This is a genomic window from Rhizobium sp. BK060, assembly GCF_014193145.1.
Lineage (GTDB): Bacteria > Pseudomonadota > Alphaproteobacteria > Rhizobiales > Rhizobiaceae > Rhizobium.
The window spans coordinates 59,631-79,681 of sequence record NZ_JACHYW010000029.1; the positions used below are offsets into that span (position 1 = coordinate 59,631).

Genomic DNA, 20,051 nt, shown 5'->3' on the forward strand with positions numbered 1-20,051 from the left:
CGAGCACGAGACTGCCGTACGTGCCGTTGAGCGCCGAGCCGAGCGTGCCGGCCGTCGCGCCGAAGCTGACCGCCGTGACGGTCTTGGTGTCACCGGCATCCGGATCGGTGTCGTTGGCAAGCACATTGCCGCTGGCGGCCACGCCGCCCGAGCCATTGGCCACCCCGCCCTTCTCGGTCGCATCTCCGGTATCGGCAACTGCCGTCGGCGTCGTGTTGCTTGACGAGGCCGGGTTGAACATCACGTCGACCCAATAGTTGGTCGACTGGAAGGTGCTGGTCGGCAAAAGGCTGGCGCTGCCATACGTGTAGACGCCGTTGCCGCCGGCTGGCGCTGTCAGCGGGCCGTTCGTCACATTGGAGGTGAAGTAATTGGTGGTGGTGGAGTAGTGACCGGTGTTGGTGTGGTAGGACGCCGTGTAGGTCTGCCCAGGCGTCAACGTCACTGAACTGGAGAAATACGCAGTCTGCCAGCCACTGGTGGTCTCGTTTGTAAACGTGATGGTCGCGAGCCGCGTACCCGTGCTCGACCAAAGCGAACCGGTATGAGTACCCGTATCCTGGCTGCCCTTGTAAAAACGAACACCGCTGACGGTACCTGCCACAGAGGTCTGGAATCGAACCCCGAGCTCGACGGCTGACGTATCGCTGGTGTTGACGACCGCTGGTGTCGCGGCGCCGGAAAAGAGGGAAACAAAGCTCTGCCCGGTGACGGTGACCGTGCGTCCCGCCGAGGGGATTTCAAGGTTGATGCTGTCGTCCACCGCGCGGGAGAGGATCGTGTAGGTGCCGGCGATCTGAGGCGACCAGCTATAAGTCCAGTTCTCATCGCCTATCGCTGGATGCCAGCTTGCCCCGTTGTCGGTCGAAACCTCGACGCCGGCAATGACCCCGCCTCCCGTGTCGGCTGCGGTGCCTGTAATCGTAACGCTAGATCCAACTGTCGCCGTGGCGGGTACCGTGATGACGGTGGTTGGGGCAACATGGTCGCTCGAGGCGGTCGCTGCGACGAGCCCGGACTGCAGCGTCCCAGGCTGGATGCCCATGTCGGCAAGCAAATTGACCATTGCCTGCTGCACGCGCGGATCGGTCGGTGTCACCTCCTTGTCGTGATTGTCGCTCAGGCCCCAGGTCCAGTAGACAGTACCCGCTCCGAACACCAGCGCACCGCTCGGCGCGCGATAGAGCGTCAGATTGTGGGTGGAGACACCGTTGCCGGTCGTGTTTCCGTAGTCGAGGAGGTAAGTGCTCACCGGAAGCGTCGTCGATGACAGCTTCACGAGACCAGCCGGATCGAAGCCGTTGTCAGTCGCTTCGTCCCACTCATAACCAAGATAGTTCTTGGTGAGCGTCGCCGTTTGGCCAGGCTGAAGATTGGCAACGCTCGTGCTGCGCCAGAAGCGCAAGTTGGCATCATCATAGGGTATCGTGATTGCCTGAAGATTGCTGCCGACATCGTCGACCATAAACAACTGGCCGGTCAGTGAGTTTTCCGGGCTTCCGCCACCGACAGCGGGCGGGCTGAGACGCGGGTCGCGGAAGGTGCCTGTCCATTCATTGGAGGGGTCGATGCTGGCACCGGGCGACCATGTCTCCTTGTAAGAGATAAGGGTACGATAGGGCGTGGCGTCGCTGCTGAAGCTGTTGCCCCAACGGGTGCGCCAGTAGACCTCGTTACCGCTCCAAAACTGAAGGTTAACGCCTGCATCGCGTGCGGCCTCAACATTGGCTCGTTGCTGTCCAGACCAGTATTCGTCATGCCCAGCATCAACATACGCCTTATGGTTGAGCAGCAAACTGCCATAACGGTCGACATCGACGCCCGACATGTATGAGACGTCATAGCCGTTCTGTTCCAACCAGTAGATACCGGCATACTCGGCACCGAACAGATAATCCTGCGGACCGGCAAACGTGCCAATCCCGCCGCGGGTCACGATCGGCCTGTTGTAACTAACAGCATAGGCGCGACCAGCACCCTGCCCGGTCGCCGGGCCGTTGCCGCCATAGAAGTTTGCGCCTCCCCAGCCGTTATAGGCCTGCCAGGTTTCGTCTGCGGTCTGGAAGACCATGTCGCTATGGCTGTCGTCATCGCGCACGATGAACGGGATGTGGTTCTCGCCGAAGGTGCCATCCTGACGCACGAGCTTGGCGATATAAACGCCTGAGACGGCGTCCTCTGGCACGGTCCACGACGCCGAGACTGCCCAGTTGCCGGCATCCACGGTGCCGGTCGAGGCATTGCGCAGCGGATCGGGCTGGTTCTGCAATCCGGTGTGCTGCAGAGTGGCGACCTTGCGCGCGCCCATGCCGCCATAGTAGCCGAGCCGGTAAATATCGATTCGATAGTTGGTGGAATCCGTATCGATCTTGAAGCTAATCGTCTTGCCGTTGTCGACGCTGATATCGGTCGCGAACCCCTCGATATTGGAGCTACCCGCACCGTTGATGCCCCACTCGCTCTCAGGATTGCCCTGCTTCTGATTTTCCTGCACGATTATGTTGGCCGCGGCCGCCGTCGCCGCCAGACTCTGCGTCGCTGTCCTTTGCGTGCCCGACGGTCTGGTCACCGAGCCGGAAAGGATGCCGACGCCCTTGGAGGTTGCGGTCCCCGATCCAATCTCTCCGCCGCCTGGCAACGACCCGTTCCAGGCCGTTGACTCGGTCCATCCTGCGGTTCCGCGCCAGCCTGAAAGCGGGGACAAGTCACGATCCAGAAGCGGGTCACTCATCGAGGCGCCAATCGTCCCCTTGGCTGTCGGAACATAGTCCGGCCCCTCGGTCAGCCTGGTTCCGGGCAACTGACCGTCCCGCTGAAGCATACCGCCGCCTTGAGCCCAATCGAGCATTCGCGTGGGAGAGGTAAAGTAGCCGCACCCGCAGACGCCAAACGGCATGCCAAATGCCAAGAAATGCGATTCATGCGCGGCCGCCTGCGCTGACGGCGTCGACTCGAGGATGACGACCTTGCCCGAAGCAGCCGACCCGGCAGCCACAGGGGTCGAACCTCGCCCTGAGGCTGTCTGAGCAGGACCTTTCGGCAAAAACGGAGCCAAGGGATCAGCGCCCATAAAGCTGGTTCCAGCATGAGTGCCATGGCGTGACCATTTTGTGTCGGATGAAGTCGCATCCCGCCCTGAAGATGAAAGACCCCGCTCGCCCGCAAAAGGCGCGGCAAATTCGCCCCTTTGAATTCCGGCTCCATAAATCGCTGTGAAACTGTCGGTCAAAGACGGCAGTACGAGGTCGCTGTTGACTTGACCGTGCGCGTCGCAGACCATGCCCCCCTGCCCATTGCCATCTTCATTGAGCGCGGTGACGTTGACGGGACCATCGACGGCAGCGCCATATCTGGTCCCATCTGTCGCTTGTGTGCCAAGCGCAAGTTGAGAGTAATCCTCTTGCCCATTGGCTGTGTTACGAGGCTTCGCCCTGCGGCCGGCGGTTAACCACCGGGGAGCCAACGAATCCAACACTGAGCGGGAAGCCCAGCGGCGAGCTTTGCGATGCATGGTATGCCCTCTCGCAAAAACCACGATCAAATCGATGAGGATCGTTCAAACTGGCAATTTCGGAATTGTAGTCGAAAAGGAACGAAATACACTGTACGCCTTTCGGCCTAAATCGGGCGACCACCTTTTGGCGAAGGGCACTATGTCGCTTTCACCAACAGGCATCTTGGACGCGCATTCCCTACGCGTCACACTGGCAAAGCGAACTCGAAGCCCCCCACGCGCAACTCATATCCCGGCATACCATTCATAGCCGCGATCCTCCCAAAACCCGCCATTGCCGCCGTAAAGGTGGCCGAGGTCCGCGACCGCCTCGATGCGCGTCAGATATTTTGCCTGCTTGTAACCGAGCTGCCGCTCGACCCTGAGCCTTAGCGGCGCTCCATGTGCCACCTCCAGGTCGCGGCCGTTCATCGAATAGGCAAGGATCGTCTGCGGATGGAGGGCATCGACCAGATCGATGCTCTCATAGTACCAGCCGGTGCCGTTCAGCGTCTTTTCGTATTCATCCGCACAGTGGAACACGACATAGCGCGCCTCGGGCTTGAGCCCGACCAATTGCAGCAGGGCGCCGAGTGGCACACCAGTCCATTTGCCGATTGCGCTCCAGCCTTCGACGCAGTCGTGCCGGGTGATCTGTGTGCGCGAAGGCATCGCCTTCAGCTGTGCGAGCGAGACTTGCGACGGTCTTTCGACCAGCCCACCAATCCCAAGCCTCCAGGTTGAGAACTGCCGGCTCATCCAGTCGAGATATTGCGGATTATCCGGCATGCTGGTGCCGTTTGAGCGAAAGACCGGCGAGAGATCCGCCTCGCTGAATTCAGGGGCCAGCGCGTTGTTGTGAAGCAGGAAGCGCTGCGTCTTCATGCTGAGACCCTCGGCGATCTTCAGGACCGACTTCGTCCGGTCACTTTCGACCCATGCGTCGCAGCCGCTCAAGCCCAGTGTAGAGGCGGTCAAGGTCGAACCAATGAGGAAGCGGCGGCGGGTAATGAGGCGGCTCATTGTTTGCCTCCCAGTTTGATTGCGTAGTAGCCGGTGATCATCGAACGGAGATTGTTGAAGACACCCGACAGGATCACCATAGCCACATGTACGACGACAAAGGCTGCGAGCGAGAAGGCAGTCAGGAAGTGGATGGTGCGCGCCGATTGCCGTCCGCCGAAGGGATCGAGCAGCCAGGGCGCTACAGCATTGAAGCCCGGCGACATGGTGAGCCCTGTCGCGATCATCAACGGCAGCAGCAGGAAAATCACGGCCAGATAGGTCAGCTTCTGTAGCGTGTTGTAATGCCGTGCCTCCGGTCCCTTCGGAAAACGCAGCCGGGCGTGGTTGACGACCTCGTAGGTGAGATGAGCGAGCGTCAGCTCATTGACGGTAGGAGCGAGATCCCGACGGAAATGCCGGCTGACCAGCCCATAGCTGAAATAGACAAGGCCGTTGAGGACGAAGACCCAGGCAAAAAAGAAATGCCAGCGCCGGCCGGTCGACAGATCCTGATAGCTTGGAAGAGTAAGCCAGCTTGGAAAACCCCTCGCTGTCGCCTCGCCGTCGACATTTGAGAGACCAAGGACGCCTGTTGTATCGAAGGTGAGCAAACCCACATGCGTCAGCCCCTTCACCTGACCGCTGTCATCGACGGCTTCCATGGAAATGAAGGAAGGGTCGTTATCGGCTCCATACTGGCCCCAATAGAGCGCCGGATGAGCATTGAATATCTGCAGACCGCTGAACAGCAGCACGGTGACGGCAAGCACGTTTACCCAATGCGAGAAGCGCACAGCAAGGCTGTGGCGGTAGATCAGTGTACGGCCGGTTTCCCGACTGGAATCGATCGTCGCCATGATTGTTCTCCGGATGTATGGACGTTTCGCAGGAGAATACGCGGCCGCCGCAGATAAAGTTTCAGCGGCCGCGGGAGACGAGAACGCTTACTTCATCGCGTCGCAGGCCTTCATCATGTCGGCCTTTTTCATGGCGTCCTCAGCCGACGCCGCACCGGCGCGCGAAAGGCCGACGAGGAACATGCAGGGTGCCAGGCTGGAAAGAAGCTTGGTCATGGAATTCTCCTGGAATCGGATTGTCGTGTCCGCCGGTCGCGTGCCAATGGCTCACACCTACCCATTCGAGAGCGCCTCGAAATGCGTTGCAGCCTCACGCATGTGATAGATCCGTGATGCCAAACATTTTTGATCTGCCCTGTAACCGACTGGCTGTTTGTCCGAATGAACGCGCTGACAACATGGCGACCGCTTGTTCGGAAGAAACCCTGAAAGCATTGATGCTTCTGTCCCTTGACGGGGACGAGGCCCGCCCATCGGCGTTTGTTAACTGCATTGCCTGTGCTGCGGTTACGACAGCCGCAGGATGGCTGCGGCGATGAAGGCGGATATGGAAGACCTGGTCCAGGAGACATTGCTGGCACTGCAGTCTCGCCGGTCCACTTATGATCGAAAACGAGCTTTCTGGGCCCGGTTCTTCTCGATCGCCCGCTACAAGCTGATCGACCATCATCGCGGCCGCGGTGGGCGTCGGCTGGCCGAGACCGAGCTTGGCAAGGAGATCGAAAGCGACTTCAGCGAGGATACGCTGAGCGCCCGCATGGATGTCGAGCGGTTTCGCGACGGGTTGTCGCCGAAACAGCAGGAGCTGATCCGGCAGGTGAAACGGGAGGGCCGGTCGGTCGCCGACACTGCAAACAGGACCGGCCAGTCTGAATCGGCGGTAAAAAGTCAGCATCCATCGGGCGCTCAGGCGCTCGCAGAGAGATTGCGAGGCGCATCGTGACAAAGAGGGACGACATCATCGCGGGCCTTTTGAGCGACCTGAAGCCGGTGCGGTGCCACGCGCTAAGGCGCCGCTTCGCATTTGGCATATTGCCCACTCTCGGGCTCTCCCTGCTGCTGATGCTGACCGTTCTCGGCCTGCGCATCGATATGCCCGACGTGGCGATGCTGCCGGTCTTCTGGATCAAATCTTCCTATCATGCACTGATTGCGTTGGCGGCTTTCCTGGCCGTCTATCGGCTCTCGCGCCCCGACGGTACCGAGGGACGCTTTTTCGGTTGGCTTGCCTTGATTTTCGCCACCATGGCTGCGGTCGCAGCCATCCAGCTCAAGATGGCCGCTATCGAGACTTACCGGTTGCTGATCCTCGGCTCCTCCGCACTCCATTGCCCGCTGCTCATCTTCGGCTTCGCGATTCCCGTTTTTGCCGGCACTGTCTGGGCGCTACGCGGCGCGGCACCCATGAACCTTCGGCTAACGGGGTGCGTTGCCGGTATTGCCGCTGGGGCAGCTGGTGCCTGGGTCCATTCCTGGTTCTGCACCGAGAACGGCATGCCCTTTGCGCTGATCTGGTATTCACTTGGCATCCTTTTGAGCGGCGCGCTCGGCTTCCTCGCAGGTCCACGGCTACTCCGCTGGTAGATCCTTCTCAGCTTGGCGACGGTGCGAAGGACGGCCGGAATTGCTGTAGAAGGGCTGTAACTGCGCCCGCACGCTGCCGAGTTCGAGATGACGGTCGATCCCGCGCAACAGGTGGTCGGCAGGTACGTGATCATTGAGGTAGAAGTCGTAGAAAAGTCGCGCTGGAACAGCCTGACATCCCATCATCGCTCAATCCCTTGAAAATCAATGCCACGATTGAATCGCGACACTGCAGCGCCAGCAACGTCGCGCTTTTCAACGGTATCCGCCACGTCATCCTCGTCGTGGATTCACCTGTCGGTTCTCGGGGTACGTCCGTAGCTGGTCGTCCGCGCGAATTGCGGTCACGACCAGTTGCGCCCTCTCTCTGATATTGGCTGTTTGCCCAACGCGAATGTATTCCGCTTTGATATGAACAAGATAGCCAGCAACCTCGGCGTCAGTCGCTCCCCTTCTCAAAAGGCCCGCTGCCTCTGACAGATCGTCATCATCCTCATCGGCGCCCGCGGCAAAACTTGGACCTTAGTCTAAGCAATGGCTGGACTAAAGACTCAGCATAGAGCGACAATAGTGCCACCGGCGACTAGACCGTTGTCCAGCTGATCATGCGACCTAGTCCCCTCGCGTACAGATGCTCGAGCTTGCATACTCATCGGCGATTGGTCCGTGGAGGGCCTAACAACTGTTTCGGCCATAGCTTCGGCGGCGTGTTCAGCCGGCAGCGCACTTCGTTTGGTGCGACGGCGAAGCTTTGTCCAAGGCGAATGGCAACTATTGGAGGGTGGCATGGTAGAATTTATTCGCTCGGACCTGGATTTCATCCTGCAGCAGATCATAATTGCGGAGCGGAATGCGCAGGGCGAGAGCCTCACCGATATCTTGCCAAACGCCGAGGTGCCCTTTGGCCTGCGGACCGTCGATGGCTCTTTCAACAATCTGGTCCACCCCGAATTCGGGGCTGCGGATTTGGCGTTTCCGCGCCTCACCGACCCCTCTTTTCGACCTGCGGAGGCGGGCACCACTTATGCGACCCCGGGGGCGGGGGTCGTTGATTCTCAGCCGCGCACGATCAGCAACCTGATCGTCGATCAGACGGACAACAACCCGGCAGCTCAGGCCGCAGCCGGTCAGACCCCGGGATCAAGCACCGTCATCAGCCCTGGGCTGGACGGTCAGTTCGGCACGGGCGACGACGTTCCAGTCAATTTCATCCCGAACATCACTGCCGATGCGGGCCTGTCGGCGCCGTTCAACGCCTGGATGACCTTCTTCGGACAGTTCTTCGACCATGGTCTCGATCTGGTGACCAAGAGCCAGAGCCAGACCGAAACCGTCTTCATTCCGTTGAAACCGGATGATCCGCTCTTCAGCACGGCTCCCGGCGCTCTGAACTTCATGGTCCTGCAACGTGCTGCGGGGGGGCAGGCCGCGACCAACACGACCTCGCCCTTCGTCGACCAGAGCCAGACCTACGCCTCGAGCCCGTCGCACCAGGTGTTCCTGCGCGCCTATGAGCTGAATGGCAATGGCGATCCGGTGGCGACCGGTGAACTGATCACCAACCGCAATCTCGGCGCTGATGGCCTGTTCGGTACCAGTGACGACACGGAAATCGGCGGGATGGCCACGTGGGCCGTGGTCAAGGCGCAGGCTCGCGACATTCTCGGCATCAATCTCACCGATGCCGACGTCGGCAATGTGCCGGTCCTGGCCGTCGATGCCTATGGCAATTTCATCAAGGGGCCCAATGGGTTCCCCATGGTGATGATGCAGGATAACAGCTTCACCGAGGGTAATCCGGCAGCGCCGATCAGTCTCGCGGGCGCTGCCCGCACCGGCCATGCCTTCCTAAACGACATCGCGCACAATGCCGATCCGACCGGCAAGACCGCGGATGCCGACAACATCGTCAACACCGGTCCGATTGCGGCCGGCCAGTACGATAACGAACTTCTCGACGCCCACTACATGGCTGGCGACGGCCGCGTGAACGAGAATATCGGCCTCACCGCCGTGCATGCCGTGTTCCATTCCGAGCATAACCGCCTTGTCCAGCAGACCAAGGACGTGGCGTTGGCGACCGGCGACGTCGCCTTCCTCAACCAGTGGCTCGACACCCCGCTTGACTCGAACACGACATTCCCGCTGACGCAGGCCCAGATCGATGCGCTCGACTGGAACGGCGAACGCCTTTTCCAATCCGCCAAGTTCGGCACCGAGATGCAGTATCAGCATCTGGTGTTCGAGGAGTTTGCCCGCACGGTCCAGCCTCAGGTCGACGAATTCCTGGCTCCGAGCGGCTACGATACGACGATCAATCCGGCGATCCTCGCCGAGTTCGCTCATACGGTTTATCGCTTCGGCCATTCGATGCTGACCGAGACGGTCGACCGCTTGGATCCAAACTTCAATACCGTCGGAGGCGACCCGCAGCTCGGCCTGATCGCGGCCTTCCTCAATCCGCTCGCCTACGCCAATAGTGGCCTGACGCCCGAACAGGCGACCGGCGCGATCGTGCGTGGCGTCACCCGCCAGGTTGGTAATGAGATCGACGAGTTCGTTACCGAAGCACTGCGCAACAACCTGCTCGGCCTGCCACTCGACCTGCCGGCGCTGAACATTGCGCGTGGCCGTGACACCGGCATTCCCTCGTTCAACAACGCGCGGTCTCAATTCTTCGCAATGACCGGCGACAGTCAACTCAAGCCCTATATCAGTTGGGTCGACTTTGCCGACCACCTCAAGCATGCGGAGTCGCTGATCAACTTCATCGCGGCCTATGGCACGCATGTGTCGATCACCAGCGCAACGACGCTTGCCGACAAGCGCGCGGCCGCGACCTTGATCGTCCTTGGCGGCGCTGGGGCGCCGATCGACCGCCTCGACTTCCTGAACGCGACGGGCGCCTATCAGGGTGGCTCGCTTGGCGGGCTCAACGACGTCGATTTCTGGATCGGGGGCCTGGCGGAAGAGAAGATGCCGTTTGGTGGCATGCTCGGCTCGACCTTCAACTTCGTCTTCGAGACCCAGCTTGAATCGCTGCAGAACGGCGACCGCTTCTATTACCTGTCGCGCACGGCCGGCATGCATTTCGGCACCGAGCTGGAAAACAACTCCTTCGCCAAGCTGGTAATGCTCAACAGCGACGCGACGCATTTGCCGAACGCGATCTTCACAACACCAAGCTTCACGCTCGAAGTCGATCAATCGCGGCAGCACACCGGGCTCGGCGCCGATGGCCGCGCGGATCCGACCGGCGGCCTTGAGATCAACGGCGTCGAAGTTGTTCCTCTCGTTATCCGCGACAATCCAGCGACGGATGGCGCGGACACGAACTATCTCCAGTACACCGGTGAGGACCATGTCGTCCTCGGTGGCACCGCGGGCAATGACATTATCATCTCCGGCGATGGCGACGACACGCTTTATGGCGATGGCGGCAATGACCGGCTAGAGGGCGGCTCGGGCAACGATACGGTTCTCGGCGGTGACGGCGACGACATCCTGTCCGATTCTTTCGGTGACAATCGCATCGAAGGCGGTGCCGGCAACGACGTCATTGTCGTCGGCAACATGTCGGTCCTGGGCAACCTGATCCTCGGCGGCAGCGGCCAGGACTTCATCATCACCACGGAAGACATCTCGACGACGTTTGGCGGGACCGGCGACGACTTCATCCTCGGCGCCAAGACCAATCTGCCGCCGACCGGCAATGAGGGCGACGACTGGATCGAACTGGGCACCCAGGACGGAGCGCCTGGCGACAACTTCTCGCCCGTGCTGGCCGACGACGTGATCGGCAATGACATCTTCATTGGCGGCGGCGGCTTCGACGAAATGATCGGCGAAGGCGGGGACGACATCTTCACCGGCAGCGACGCCCAGGACAAGATGGACGGGATGTCCGGTTTCGACTGGGTCACCTACCTGAACGACCGCTTTGGCGTGACCGTTGACCTTACGCTGGCTGCATTGGCGCAACCGCACGGCGCACCGGCGACCAACATCGGAGCTTTCCAGCCCATCGGCTCGTCGCCGGCTTCGATCCTCGACCGCTTCGCGGAGGTGGAGGGCCTGTCGGGTTCGAGATATGCCGACGTGCTGCGCGGCGACGACGTTAACGCCGACACCATCATCAACCATGGTGGTGCCACCGGCAGCGCGCTGACCAACGTTGCGCTGATCGACCAACTTGCCACGCTGCTCGGGAATGCCGGGCTGTCGCAGACCGGTTTCGCGACCGGCAACATCATCCTCGGTGGTGACGGCAGCGACATCATCGAAGGCCGCGGCGGCGACGACCTGATCGATGGCGACAAGTGGCTGAACGTGCGCATCGGCGTCTACGCGGCCGGGGACACAAACCACGCTGGCGCGCCGATCGCCACCTTCGACAACATGGTCCAGTTGATGCCGTTTATGCTGGCGGGAACCTACAATCCCGGCCAACTGCATGCGATCCGCGAGATCATGGACGGCAGCTCCACCGGCGGCGACGCCTTCGACACGGCCGTCTTTTCGGGCAACCGAGCCGACTATACCGTCACTATCGACAACAGGGGGACGGCCGACTTCAGCGACGACATCGTAACGGTCGTCGACAGTGTGGTTGCTCGCGATGGCACGGATACTCTGACCCATATCGAGCGGTTGCAGTTCGCGGACGAGGCCCAGGTCGTCGTGCCCGGCCTCAACGCCGAACCGGTTGGGCTGCTGGAGATTCGCGACGCCACGACGCATGCCGCCGACGTCACGCCCACAGCCGGCCAATTGCTGGAGGTATCGATTGCAGGCGTGACCGATGGAGACAATCCCGGGGCAATTACCCAGTCCGTCTCCTACTACTGGCAAGTCGATCGCAATGGCGATGGCGTCTTTGAGGATATCATCCTACTGCCGGCGGGCGACCTTGCCTTCCTGAGCGCGGATGGTGTCAATTTCCGCGTGACGCCGGATCTCGTCGGCCTGCCGCTTCGCGTCAAGGCCTACTACCAGGACGCTCATGGTGTGACCGAAACGGTCTTCTCGGCACCGACTGATGCAATCGCAGCTGCACCGGTCGCCCCGCCGACCGCTACAACTCCGCTTACCGAAGTCACCGCCGGTGGCGCCGGCATTCATCTTGCCGTGTCCGACCTGCAGTTCATTCTTGATCAGATCAAGATTGCCGAAGCCAATGCGAACGGCGCCAGTCTCCTGTCCCTGATCCCGAACGTTCGCTCGCCGCTTGGCCTGCGCACTGTCGACGGTTCAAACAACAACCTCGTCCACCTCAACGGTATCGACCAGAGCGAATTCGGGGCGGCCGACAACACGTTCCCGCGGGTGGTTCCGCCGAATTTCCTGAACGAGCAGGACGAAGATCCGTTCAGCCTCGGGCCAGGCGGGCCGCCGCCCGTCACCAACACCAACTACAATTCTTCAACCAGTGTCGTCGATTCCGATCCGCGCACGATCAGCAACCTGGTCGTCGACCAGACCGCCAACAACCCGTCGGCCTATGCCGCCGCGTTCGATCCGGGCCTCAACGGCCATCTTGACTTCGGCGTATCCGGCGCGGCGAATGACGACGTCCTTAAGGACGGGGTCTCGATCGTCAAGAGCCCTGGACTCGACGGGCTCTTCGGCACGGCCGACGACCGCGACGTATTCAAGATCGACGCGGTCGCGCCTGACGTCGGCCTTTCGGCACCGTTCAACTCCTGGTTTACATTCTTCGGCCAGTTCTTCGACCACGGCCTAGACCTCGTAACCAAGGGTGGAAACGGAACAATCTACATTCCGCTGCAGCCGGACGATCCACTCTACGTCCCGGGCGGCAATTCAAACTTCATGGTTGTGACGCGGGCGACGCAGGCAGGGCCTGACGGCATCCTCGCCGACGACCCGAACACCACCGTCGACGAATCCGCCGACAACACCCACGCTGGCACCAACACCACCACGCCATTTGTCGACCAGAACCAGACCTATTCCTCGCATCCATCGCACCAGGTGTTCCTGCGTGCTTACAGTCTGGACGGTGCCGGAGCGCACGCCACCGGCAAGCTGATCACCAACTGGAATCTCGGCGCCGACGGGCATTTCGGCGGCGGCGATGACGTCGAGATTGGCGGCATGGCGACCTGGAAGGTCGTCAAGGCACAGGCCAACGACATTCTCGGCATCAATCTCACCGATGCCGATTTCGACAACGTGCCGCTTCTGGCCACTGACGCCTACGGCAATTTCACCAAGGGGCCGAATGGCTTCCCGCAGGTCGTGATGAAGGGGGCGGACGGCATCGGCGGCACGGATGACGACTTCCTTGTCGAGGGCAATCCGCTTGCGCCGATCTCGCTCACCAATGCCGTGCGCACCGGTCACGCGTTCCTCAATGACATCGCGCATAACGCCGTGCCGGTGTTCGCTCCCGGCCCCGGTGCCGACGGCGTTGCCAAGACGGCTGACGATCTTGCTCCCGATGCCGATGCGGATACCGGAAATGCCGTTCCCGTCGGACCGGGAGGCAACAACCTCTCCTACGATAACGAACTGCTCGACGCACACTACATCGCCGGCGACGGCCGCGTGAACGAGAACATCGGCCTCACCGCCGTGCACTCGATCTTCCATCACGAGCACAACCGGCTGGTCGACCAGACGAAGGAGACGGTCCTCGCGGCCAACAACCTCGACTTCCTGAAGGAGTGGCTGATGCCCGGCACAGGGCCGGCGGAGTTTCCGACTGATCCGGCTGCTGTCGCGGCCCTGCAGTGGAATGGCGAGCGCCTGTTCCAGAGCGCGAAATTCGGCACCGAAATGCAGTACCAGCATCTGGTGTTCGAGGAGTTCGCGCGCACCATCCAGCCGAACGTCGACCTGTTCTTCGCACCGACACAGGTCTACGACGCCGACCTCGACCCCTCGATCGTGGCCGAGTTCGCCCATACGGTCTATCGTTTCGGCCATTCGATGCTGACCGAGACAGTCGACCGCTACGACGAGAATTTCAACGTCGTGGGCGACGGAAACCCGAACGAAGCCGGCAATCAGCAGACCGGCCTGATCGCAGCCTTCCTGAACCCGCTGGCCTTCGCAGCGAGCGGGACCACTCCGGAGGACGCGACCAGCGCCATCATCCGCGGGGTCACCCGCCAGGTCGGCAACGAAATCGATGAGTTCGTGACCGAAGCCCTGCGCAACAACCTGCTTGGCCTGCCCCTCGACTTGCCGGCGATCAACATCGCGCGTGGTCGCGATGTCGGCATCCCCTCGCTGAATGCCGTTCGCCGCGACATTTACGGGCAGACCGGGAATTCCGACCTTAAGCCGTACACGAGTTGGGCCGACCTGGTGCAGCACCTGAAGCACCCGGAATCAGTGATCAACTTCATCGCCGCCTACGGCACGCATAGTTCGATAACCAGCGCCACGACGACGGCGGACAAGCGCGCCGCGGCTACTCTGCTTGTCCTCGGTGGAGCTGGCGAACCTGCCGACCGGCTCGACTTCCTGAACTCAGCCGGTGCCTGGGCGAGCCTGGCCAACGGGGTCACCACGACAGGTCTTGACGCCATCGATCTGTGGATCGGCGGCCTGGCCGAGGAGAAGAACCCGTTCGGGGGCATGCTCGGCTCGACCTTCAACTTCATCTTCGAGAACCAACTCGAGAAGCTGCAGGACGGCGACCGCTTCTACTATCTCGAGCGCACCGCTGGCCTGGCCTTCAACGCCGAGCTGGAGGGGAATTCGTTCGCCAAGCTCATCATGGCCAACACAACCGCGACGCACCTGTCGGCGCTTGTCTTCTCAACGCCGACCTGGACACTCGAGGTCGACCAGAGCAAGCAGTTCACCGCGCTTGGCCCGGACAATCGCGCCGACCCGACAGAAGGAGGCACGGAGCTCAATCCGCTCGTCGTTCGCGACAATCCCGACACTGTTGGTCCCGACAGCAACTACATCAAGTATACCGGAGAGGACCACATCGTCCTCGGCGGCACCAACCCTGGTAGCCCGGCCAATCCGAGCGGCAACGACATACTGATCTCGGGTGCCGGCGACGACACCGTCTATGGCGACGCAGGTGACGACCGCATTGAAGGCGGCTATGGCAACGACCAGCTTCGCGGTGGTGACGGCAACGACATCATCACCGACATCGGCGGCGACGACAACATTCAGGGCGGCGACGGAAACGACGTGATCCAGGGTGGCAACGGCGTCAACCTGATCATCGGCGGCTTCGGCAGCGACTTCATCATCACCGGCGAGGACGCCTCGGAAGCGATTGGCGGCCAGGGCAACGACTTTATCCTGGGCAGCAAGGCCAACGAACAGGATATGGGCAACGAGGGTGACGACTGGATCGAGAAAGGCACGTCAGACGGAGCGCCTGGCGACAATTTCGACCCACTCGGCAACGACCCGATCATCGGCAATGATGTCTTCATCGGTGACGGCGAGAACGACAAGTTCAACGCCGAAGGCGGCGACGACATAATGGTCGGCAAGACCGGCTTCGGGGACCGCTACATCGGCGGCTCCGGCTACGACTGGGCCGACTTCAAGGACAACGACCGCGGCGTCTACATCGACATCTCGGATCGCTTCTTCGACACGCCTTTACTGCCGGGTTCGGCAACGCCGCTGATCCGTTTCGATATCGTCGAAGGTGTCTCCGGCTCGCATTTTGGCGACGTACTGCACGGCGACAATGTCGACGCTGCAGCCCTGCCGACAGCAGGCGCAACGGGCAGCGTGCTGACCAATATCGCGCTGATCAACGGTCTGCAGAGCCTGCTCGATACAGCCTACGCGGCCGATCTGGCGCCCGGCGCGCACAAGACGTTCTACGATGGCGGCAACATCATCCTTGGCGGTGACGGCAGCGACATCATCGAGGGCCGCGGCGGCGACGACGTCCTCGATGGCGACAAGTGGCTGAACGTCCGCATCGCCGTCTATGCGGCGGGCGACACAAACCACACCGGGCCAGAAATCGCCTCCTTCGACAGCATGGCCGATCTGGAACTCCAGACGAAGATGCTGAACGGCACCTGGAACCCTGGTCAGTTGAACATCGTGCGCGAGATCAACACCGGCGCGGCTGCCTTCGACACGGCGGTCTTCTCGGGCAGGCAGGCGGACTACACGATCACCACGGTCGGCGGTCTTACGACTGTGAGGGACAATCTCGGCACCGACGGAACCGACCGGTTGATGAACATCGAACGGCTGCAATTCTCCGATGGCTCAGTCTTGCTCGGCGGCACGAATGCCGCGCCTTCGGGCGTGATGTCCATCCTAGATGGAGCAACTCCTGTCGACACGGCTGCTGCCGGCACGGTTTTGACGGTGTCGGTTGCCGGTATCACGGATGCCGACAATGTGACCGCCACCAATCTGACCGGGACAATCACCGGACCGGTCGACTATTTCTGGCAGGTCGAGACGGTTCCCGGATCCGGCATCTATGAGGACATCCTCACCTTCGGTGCCGGGGAGGTGGAGCGTGCCCATGGCACGAGCTTCACGGTCACCGACGCGGAGGCGGGACTTAGCCTGCGCGTGCGCGCCATCTACCAGGACGGCCATGGAACGCTGGAGCAGATCTATTCAGCGCTGCCCCCAACACCGGGCGTCGGCATCACCTTGGTCGGCACGCGTGGTGCGGACACACTGATTGGCACGGCGCTTGCCGATACAATCACGGGCGACCGTGGCGACGACACCATCACTGGCCTTGGCGGCAATGACACGATCGACGCCGGCCGCGGGGCCGACACTGTCGATGGCGGTGATGGCGACGACACCATCCTCGGCGATCGCGACAACGACATCCTCAATGGCGGGGCCGGGGACGACAACATTGACGGCGGTCGTGGTGACGACACCATCAATGGCGGCCCGGGCAACGACACGATCCTTGGCGATCGCGGCAACGATCTGATCATCGTCGCTTCCACCGAAGGGCGTGACATCATCGACGGCGGTCGCGACACCGATACCGTTCAGATCCTGGGCGACGCGAGCGCCGAGGCCTTCCGGGTCTATGCCCGAGCCGATGCGATCGCAGCCGGCATCACGGTCGCGGCAGCCACCGAGATCGTGATCACGCGCGGTGCCGTAGTCGTTGCGGAACTTGCGAATATCGAGGAGATCCAGATCACCGGTGGCGGTGGTGGTGATACCTTCCAGGTGATCGGCAATTTCGCGGCGACCACATTGTTCACCAACACCATCACGATCGATGGTTCGACGGGCAACGATACGGTCGATATCTCGACACTGACCTCGGCGCACCGCATCGTCTTCAAGTCGAATGGCGGCCACGACACCATCGTCGGCACATTGCGGCCGCAAGACGTGATCGAACTGGCCCCCGGTTCGACGCTGGCTGACTACCACTCGACGACGGCCAACGGCATGACGACGATGTCGAACGGAACACATTCGATCACCTTCGCCAGCACCGGCACCCCGACATTCGAGGCCGGCTCCGGCAGTGGCGGCAGCAACGGTGGAAACGGCGACGGTGGAAACGGCGGCGGTGGCGATGGCGGCGCAGGCGGCAATGACGATCCGGGAGGCAACGGTGCCTTCCATCTGACGGCCAGTGACCTCACGGCACTGAAGAACCTCGTGAATGGTCTGCCGGGCGGCGAAGACAACGATGCCGTCGGCATCCGCGATCTCGAAGGTACGGGCAACAATCGCGCACATCCGAACTACGGATCCGCCGATCAACCCTTCATCCGTCTCACGGATGCGCATCTCGGGGACTACAACGACAGCACCCACAACCGCGATATCAACCCGCTCTTCAACGGGCTGGATCCGCGCGCGATCAGCAATGCACTCGGCGCTCAGGAGGCGAACCTGGCGACCAGTGCAGAGCATGCCAACAGCCTGTTCACTGCGTTCGGCCAGTACTTCGACCATGGTCTCGACTTCCTGCCGAAGGGCGGCAATGGCACGATCCAGATCGGCGCGCCGGGCGCCGGACATACGCCCGGTACCGACAATCCGGCGGATCTGACCCGCGGAACGGTCTCCGGCTTCGATGCCAATGGCGTGACGCAGCATCTCAACAAGACCTCGCCCTTTGCCGACCAGAACCAGGCTTACGGCTCCGATGAGCTCGTCGGTCAGTTCCTCAGGGAAGGCGACGGCCACGGCGGGTTCAGCGGTCGGCTCCTGGCCGGTGCGCCCGATCCGTCCAACCCGACCTTCAACCTGCTGCCCAACCTGCGTGAACTGATCATGCATCACTGGGCGAACAATACGGTGTTCACGGCATCCTCATTGCCGGGCGGCTCCGTCACTTTCCGCAGTTATTTCGCCGGTCTGGTCGATGCAAACGGTCACATCAACGAAGCGATGCTGCCGCAGATGACCTCCAACTTCATGGGCAGTGGCTTTGCGCTGCTGCTCGATACCAACCCGTTCATCAGCCTGCTCGATCACTATGTGGCCGGCGATGGCCGGGCCAACGAGAACATCGCCTTGACGGCGGTCCACACCATCTGGGCCCGCAATCACAACTTCCATGTTGCCGGGCTCCTGGAGGCTGGTTTCACCGGCACCGCCGAGGAACTCTTCCAGGCCGCCAAGGTGATCAATGAAACGGAATACCAGCGCGTCGTTTACACCGAGTTCGCCGACAAGCTGCTCGGCGGCATGAAGGGAGACGGCGAGCATGGCTTCAACGATTACAACCCCGATGTCGATGCGCGCGTCTCGCACGAATTCGCGACGGCGGCTTATCGCTTCGGTCATTCGCTGATCGACCAGACCTTGACCGTGATGGATGCGCAAGGCCATCCGACGCAGGTTGCCCTGTTCGACGCGTTCCTCAACCCGACGAACGACGCCAGCGCCTTCCTCGGCCCATTGCCTGCCGGCTATGTGCCGCAGCCTGGCTATGAACAGCTGGGGATCAACGGCATTCTGGCCGGTGGCGTCGTGCAGCCGGCGCAAGAGGTCGATGTCAATATTGTCGATGCGGTGCGCAACGATCTGGTGCGCACCAGCGCCGATGTGTTTGCCTTCGACGTTGCCCGCGAATGGGATGTCGGTCTTGGCTCGATGAACCAGATCCGCGCGGATCTCCTGGCATCGACCGATCCCTATGTGCATGAGGCGGTCGGCTTTGCCGGTAACCTCACGCCCTACACCTCATGGGAGGACTTCCAGACCCGCAACGGCCTCTCGGACACCGTGATCAACCAGTTCCGCCAGGCCTATCCTGATCTCGTGCTGCAGCCAGGCGACATCGCGAAATTCAAGCAGATCAATCCTGACATCGATGTCGCGATCCAGCCGGACGGAACCGGCATCGTCAAGGGTATCGACCGTGTCGATCTGTTCGTTGGCGGTCTTGCCGAGAAGCATATCAATGGTGGCGTCGTCGGGCAGACCTTCTGGGTCATCCTGCACGAGCAACTGGACCGCATCCAGGAGGGCGATCGCCTCTACTACCTCGAGCGCGTGGAAAACCTCGACTTCTACGACATCGTCGAAGAGCAGGGCTTTGCCGCAATCATTGCCCGCAACACGGGGCTGACCAATCTGCCTGAAGATATCTTCGGAGCGAACCAGGACAACCAGGGCGGAGGCGACGACGGCCAGAATCAGGGCGGCGGTGACGATGGCGGCAATGGTGGCCAGAACGGCGGCGGCGATGACGATGGTCAAAATGGTGGCGGCGGCGATGACGGCGGCAACGGCGACGACGACGGTGACAACAATGGCGGCGGCGACGACGACGGCCAGAACGGCGGCGGCGATGGTGGCGGCGACGACGATGGTCAAAATGGTGGCGGCGGCGATGGCGGCGGCAACGGCGACGACGACGGCGACAACAATGGCGGCGGCGACGACGACGGCCAGAACGGCGGCGGCGATGGTGGTGGCGACGACGATGGCCAGAACCAGGGTGGCGATGACGGCGGCGGTGACGATGGCTCCGGTGACGGTGGCACGGATCCGCTTCCGGTCGCGGCGCGGACATTGATCGGAACGGCGGCTGCGGATGTGCTGCTTGGTGCTGCCGGGGATGACGTTGTGCTTGGCGGGGGCGGCGGGGATATCGTGGTCGGCGATGGCGGCCACGATATCCTGCGCGG

General features: G+C 61.6%; 6 protein-coding genes and 2 pseudogenes. 3 read left to right on the forward strand and 5 right to left on the reverse strand.

Annotated features, from left to right (window positions below):
- The 4 genes from FHT71_RS25540 to FHT71_RS32190 all read right to left on the reverse strand — a co-directional run.
- Window positions 1-3,511 (reverse strand): N,N-dimethylformamidase beta subunit family domain-containing protein (locus FHT71_RS25540; RefSeq protein ID WP_246718091.1); only part of this gene is annotated, 3,511 nt, incomplete at its 3' end.
- A gap of 228 nt (window positions 3,512-3,739) precedes the next feature.
- Window positions 3,740-4,516, reverse strand: a complete 777-nt coding sequence (locus FHT71_RS25545) for a molybdopterin-binding protein (protein ID WP_183722589.1) — start codon at window positions 4,514-4,516, stop codon at window positions 3,740-3,742.
- Complete coding sequence (locus tag FHT71_RS25550; RefSeq protein ID WP_183722591.1) at window positions 4,513-5,355, reverse strand: cytochrome b/b6 domain-containing protein; 843 nt, start codon at window positions 5,353-5,355, stop codon at window positions 4,513-4,515. Before FHT71_RS25550 ends, FHT71_RS25545 begins: the two co-directional genes overlap by 4 nt.
- 87 nt (window positions 5,356-5,442) lie before the next feature.
- Window positions 5,443-5,571, reverse strand: a complete 129-nt coding sequence (locus FHT71_RS32190) for a hypothetical protein (protein WP_281412182.1) — start codon at window positions 5,569-5,571, stop codon at window positions 5,443-5,445.
- 182 nt (window positions 5,572-5,753) lie between these two features.
- On the opposite strand from FHT71_RS32190, the pseudogene FHT71_RS25555 reads away from it, so the two are divergent.
- Window positions 5,754-6,298 (forward strand): annotated as a pseudogene (locus FHT71_RS25555) (sigma-70 family RNA polymerase sigma factor).
- Window positions 6,295-6,939 carry a DUF1109 domain-containing protein gene (locus FHT71_RS25560; RefSeq protein ID WP_183722593.1) on the forward strand — a complete coding sequence of 215 codons (645 nt, stop codon included), beginning with the start codon at window positions 6,295-6,297 and terminating at the stop codon, window positions 6,937-6,939. The pseudogene FHT71_RS25555 and the gene FHT71_RS25560 overlap by 4 nt, the downstream one beginning before the upstream one ends.
- A gap of 27 nt (window positions 6,940-6,966) precedes the next feature.
- Here the strand turns inward: FHT71_RS25560 and FHT71_RS25565 are convergent.
- Window positions 6,967-7,125 (reverse strand): annotated as a pseudogene (locus FHT71_RS25565) (IS5/IS1182 family transposase); the annotation flags it as partial.
- A 600-nt stretch (window positions 7,126-7,725) separates the two neighbouring features.
- Here FHT71_RS25565 and FHT71_RS25570 point away from each other — a divergent pair.
- The coding region (locus FHT71_RS25570; protein ID WP_183722594.1) for a peroxidase family protein at window positions 7,726-20,051 on the forward strand (12,326 nt) is incomplete at its 3' end.

Excerpts from the sequence above, each read along its gene's own strand:
- FHT71_RS25545 (WP_183722589.1), bottom strand. The coding sequence starts at position 4,516 with ATGAGCCGCCTCATTACCCGCCGCCGCTTCCTCATTGGTTCGACCTTG.
- FHT71_RS25550 (WP_183722591.1), bottom strand. The coding sequence starts at position 5,355 with ATGGCGACGATCGATTCCAGTCGGGAAACCGGCCGTACACTGATCTAC.
- FHT71_RS32190 (WP_281412182.1), bottom strand. The coding sequence starts at position 5,571 with ATGACCAAGCTTCTTTCCAGCCTGGCACCCTGCATGTTCCTCGTCGGC.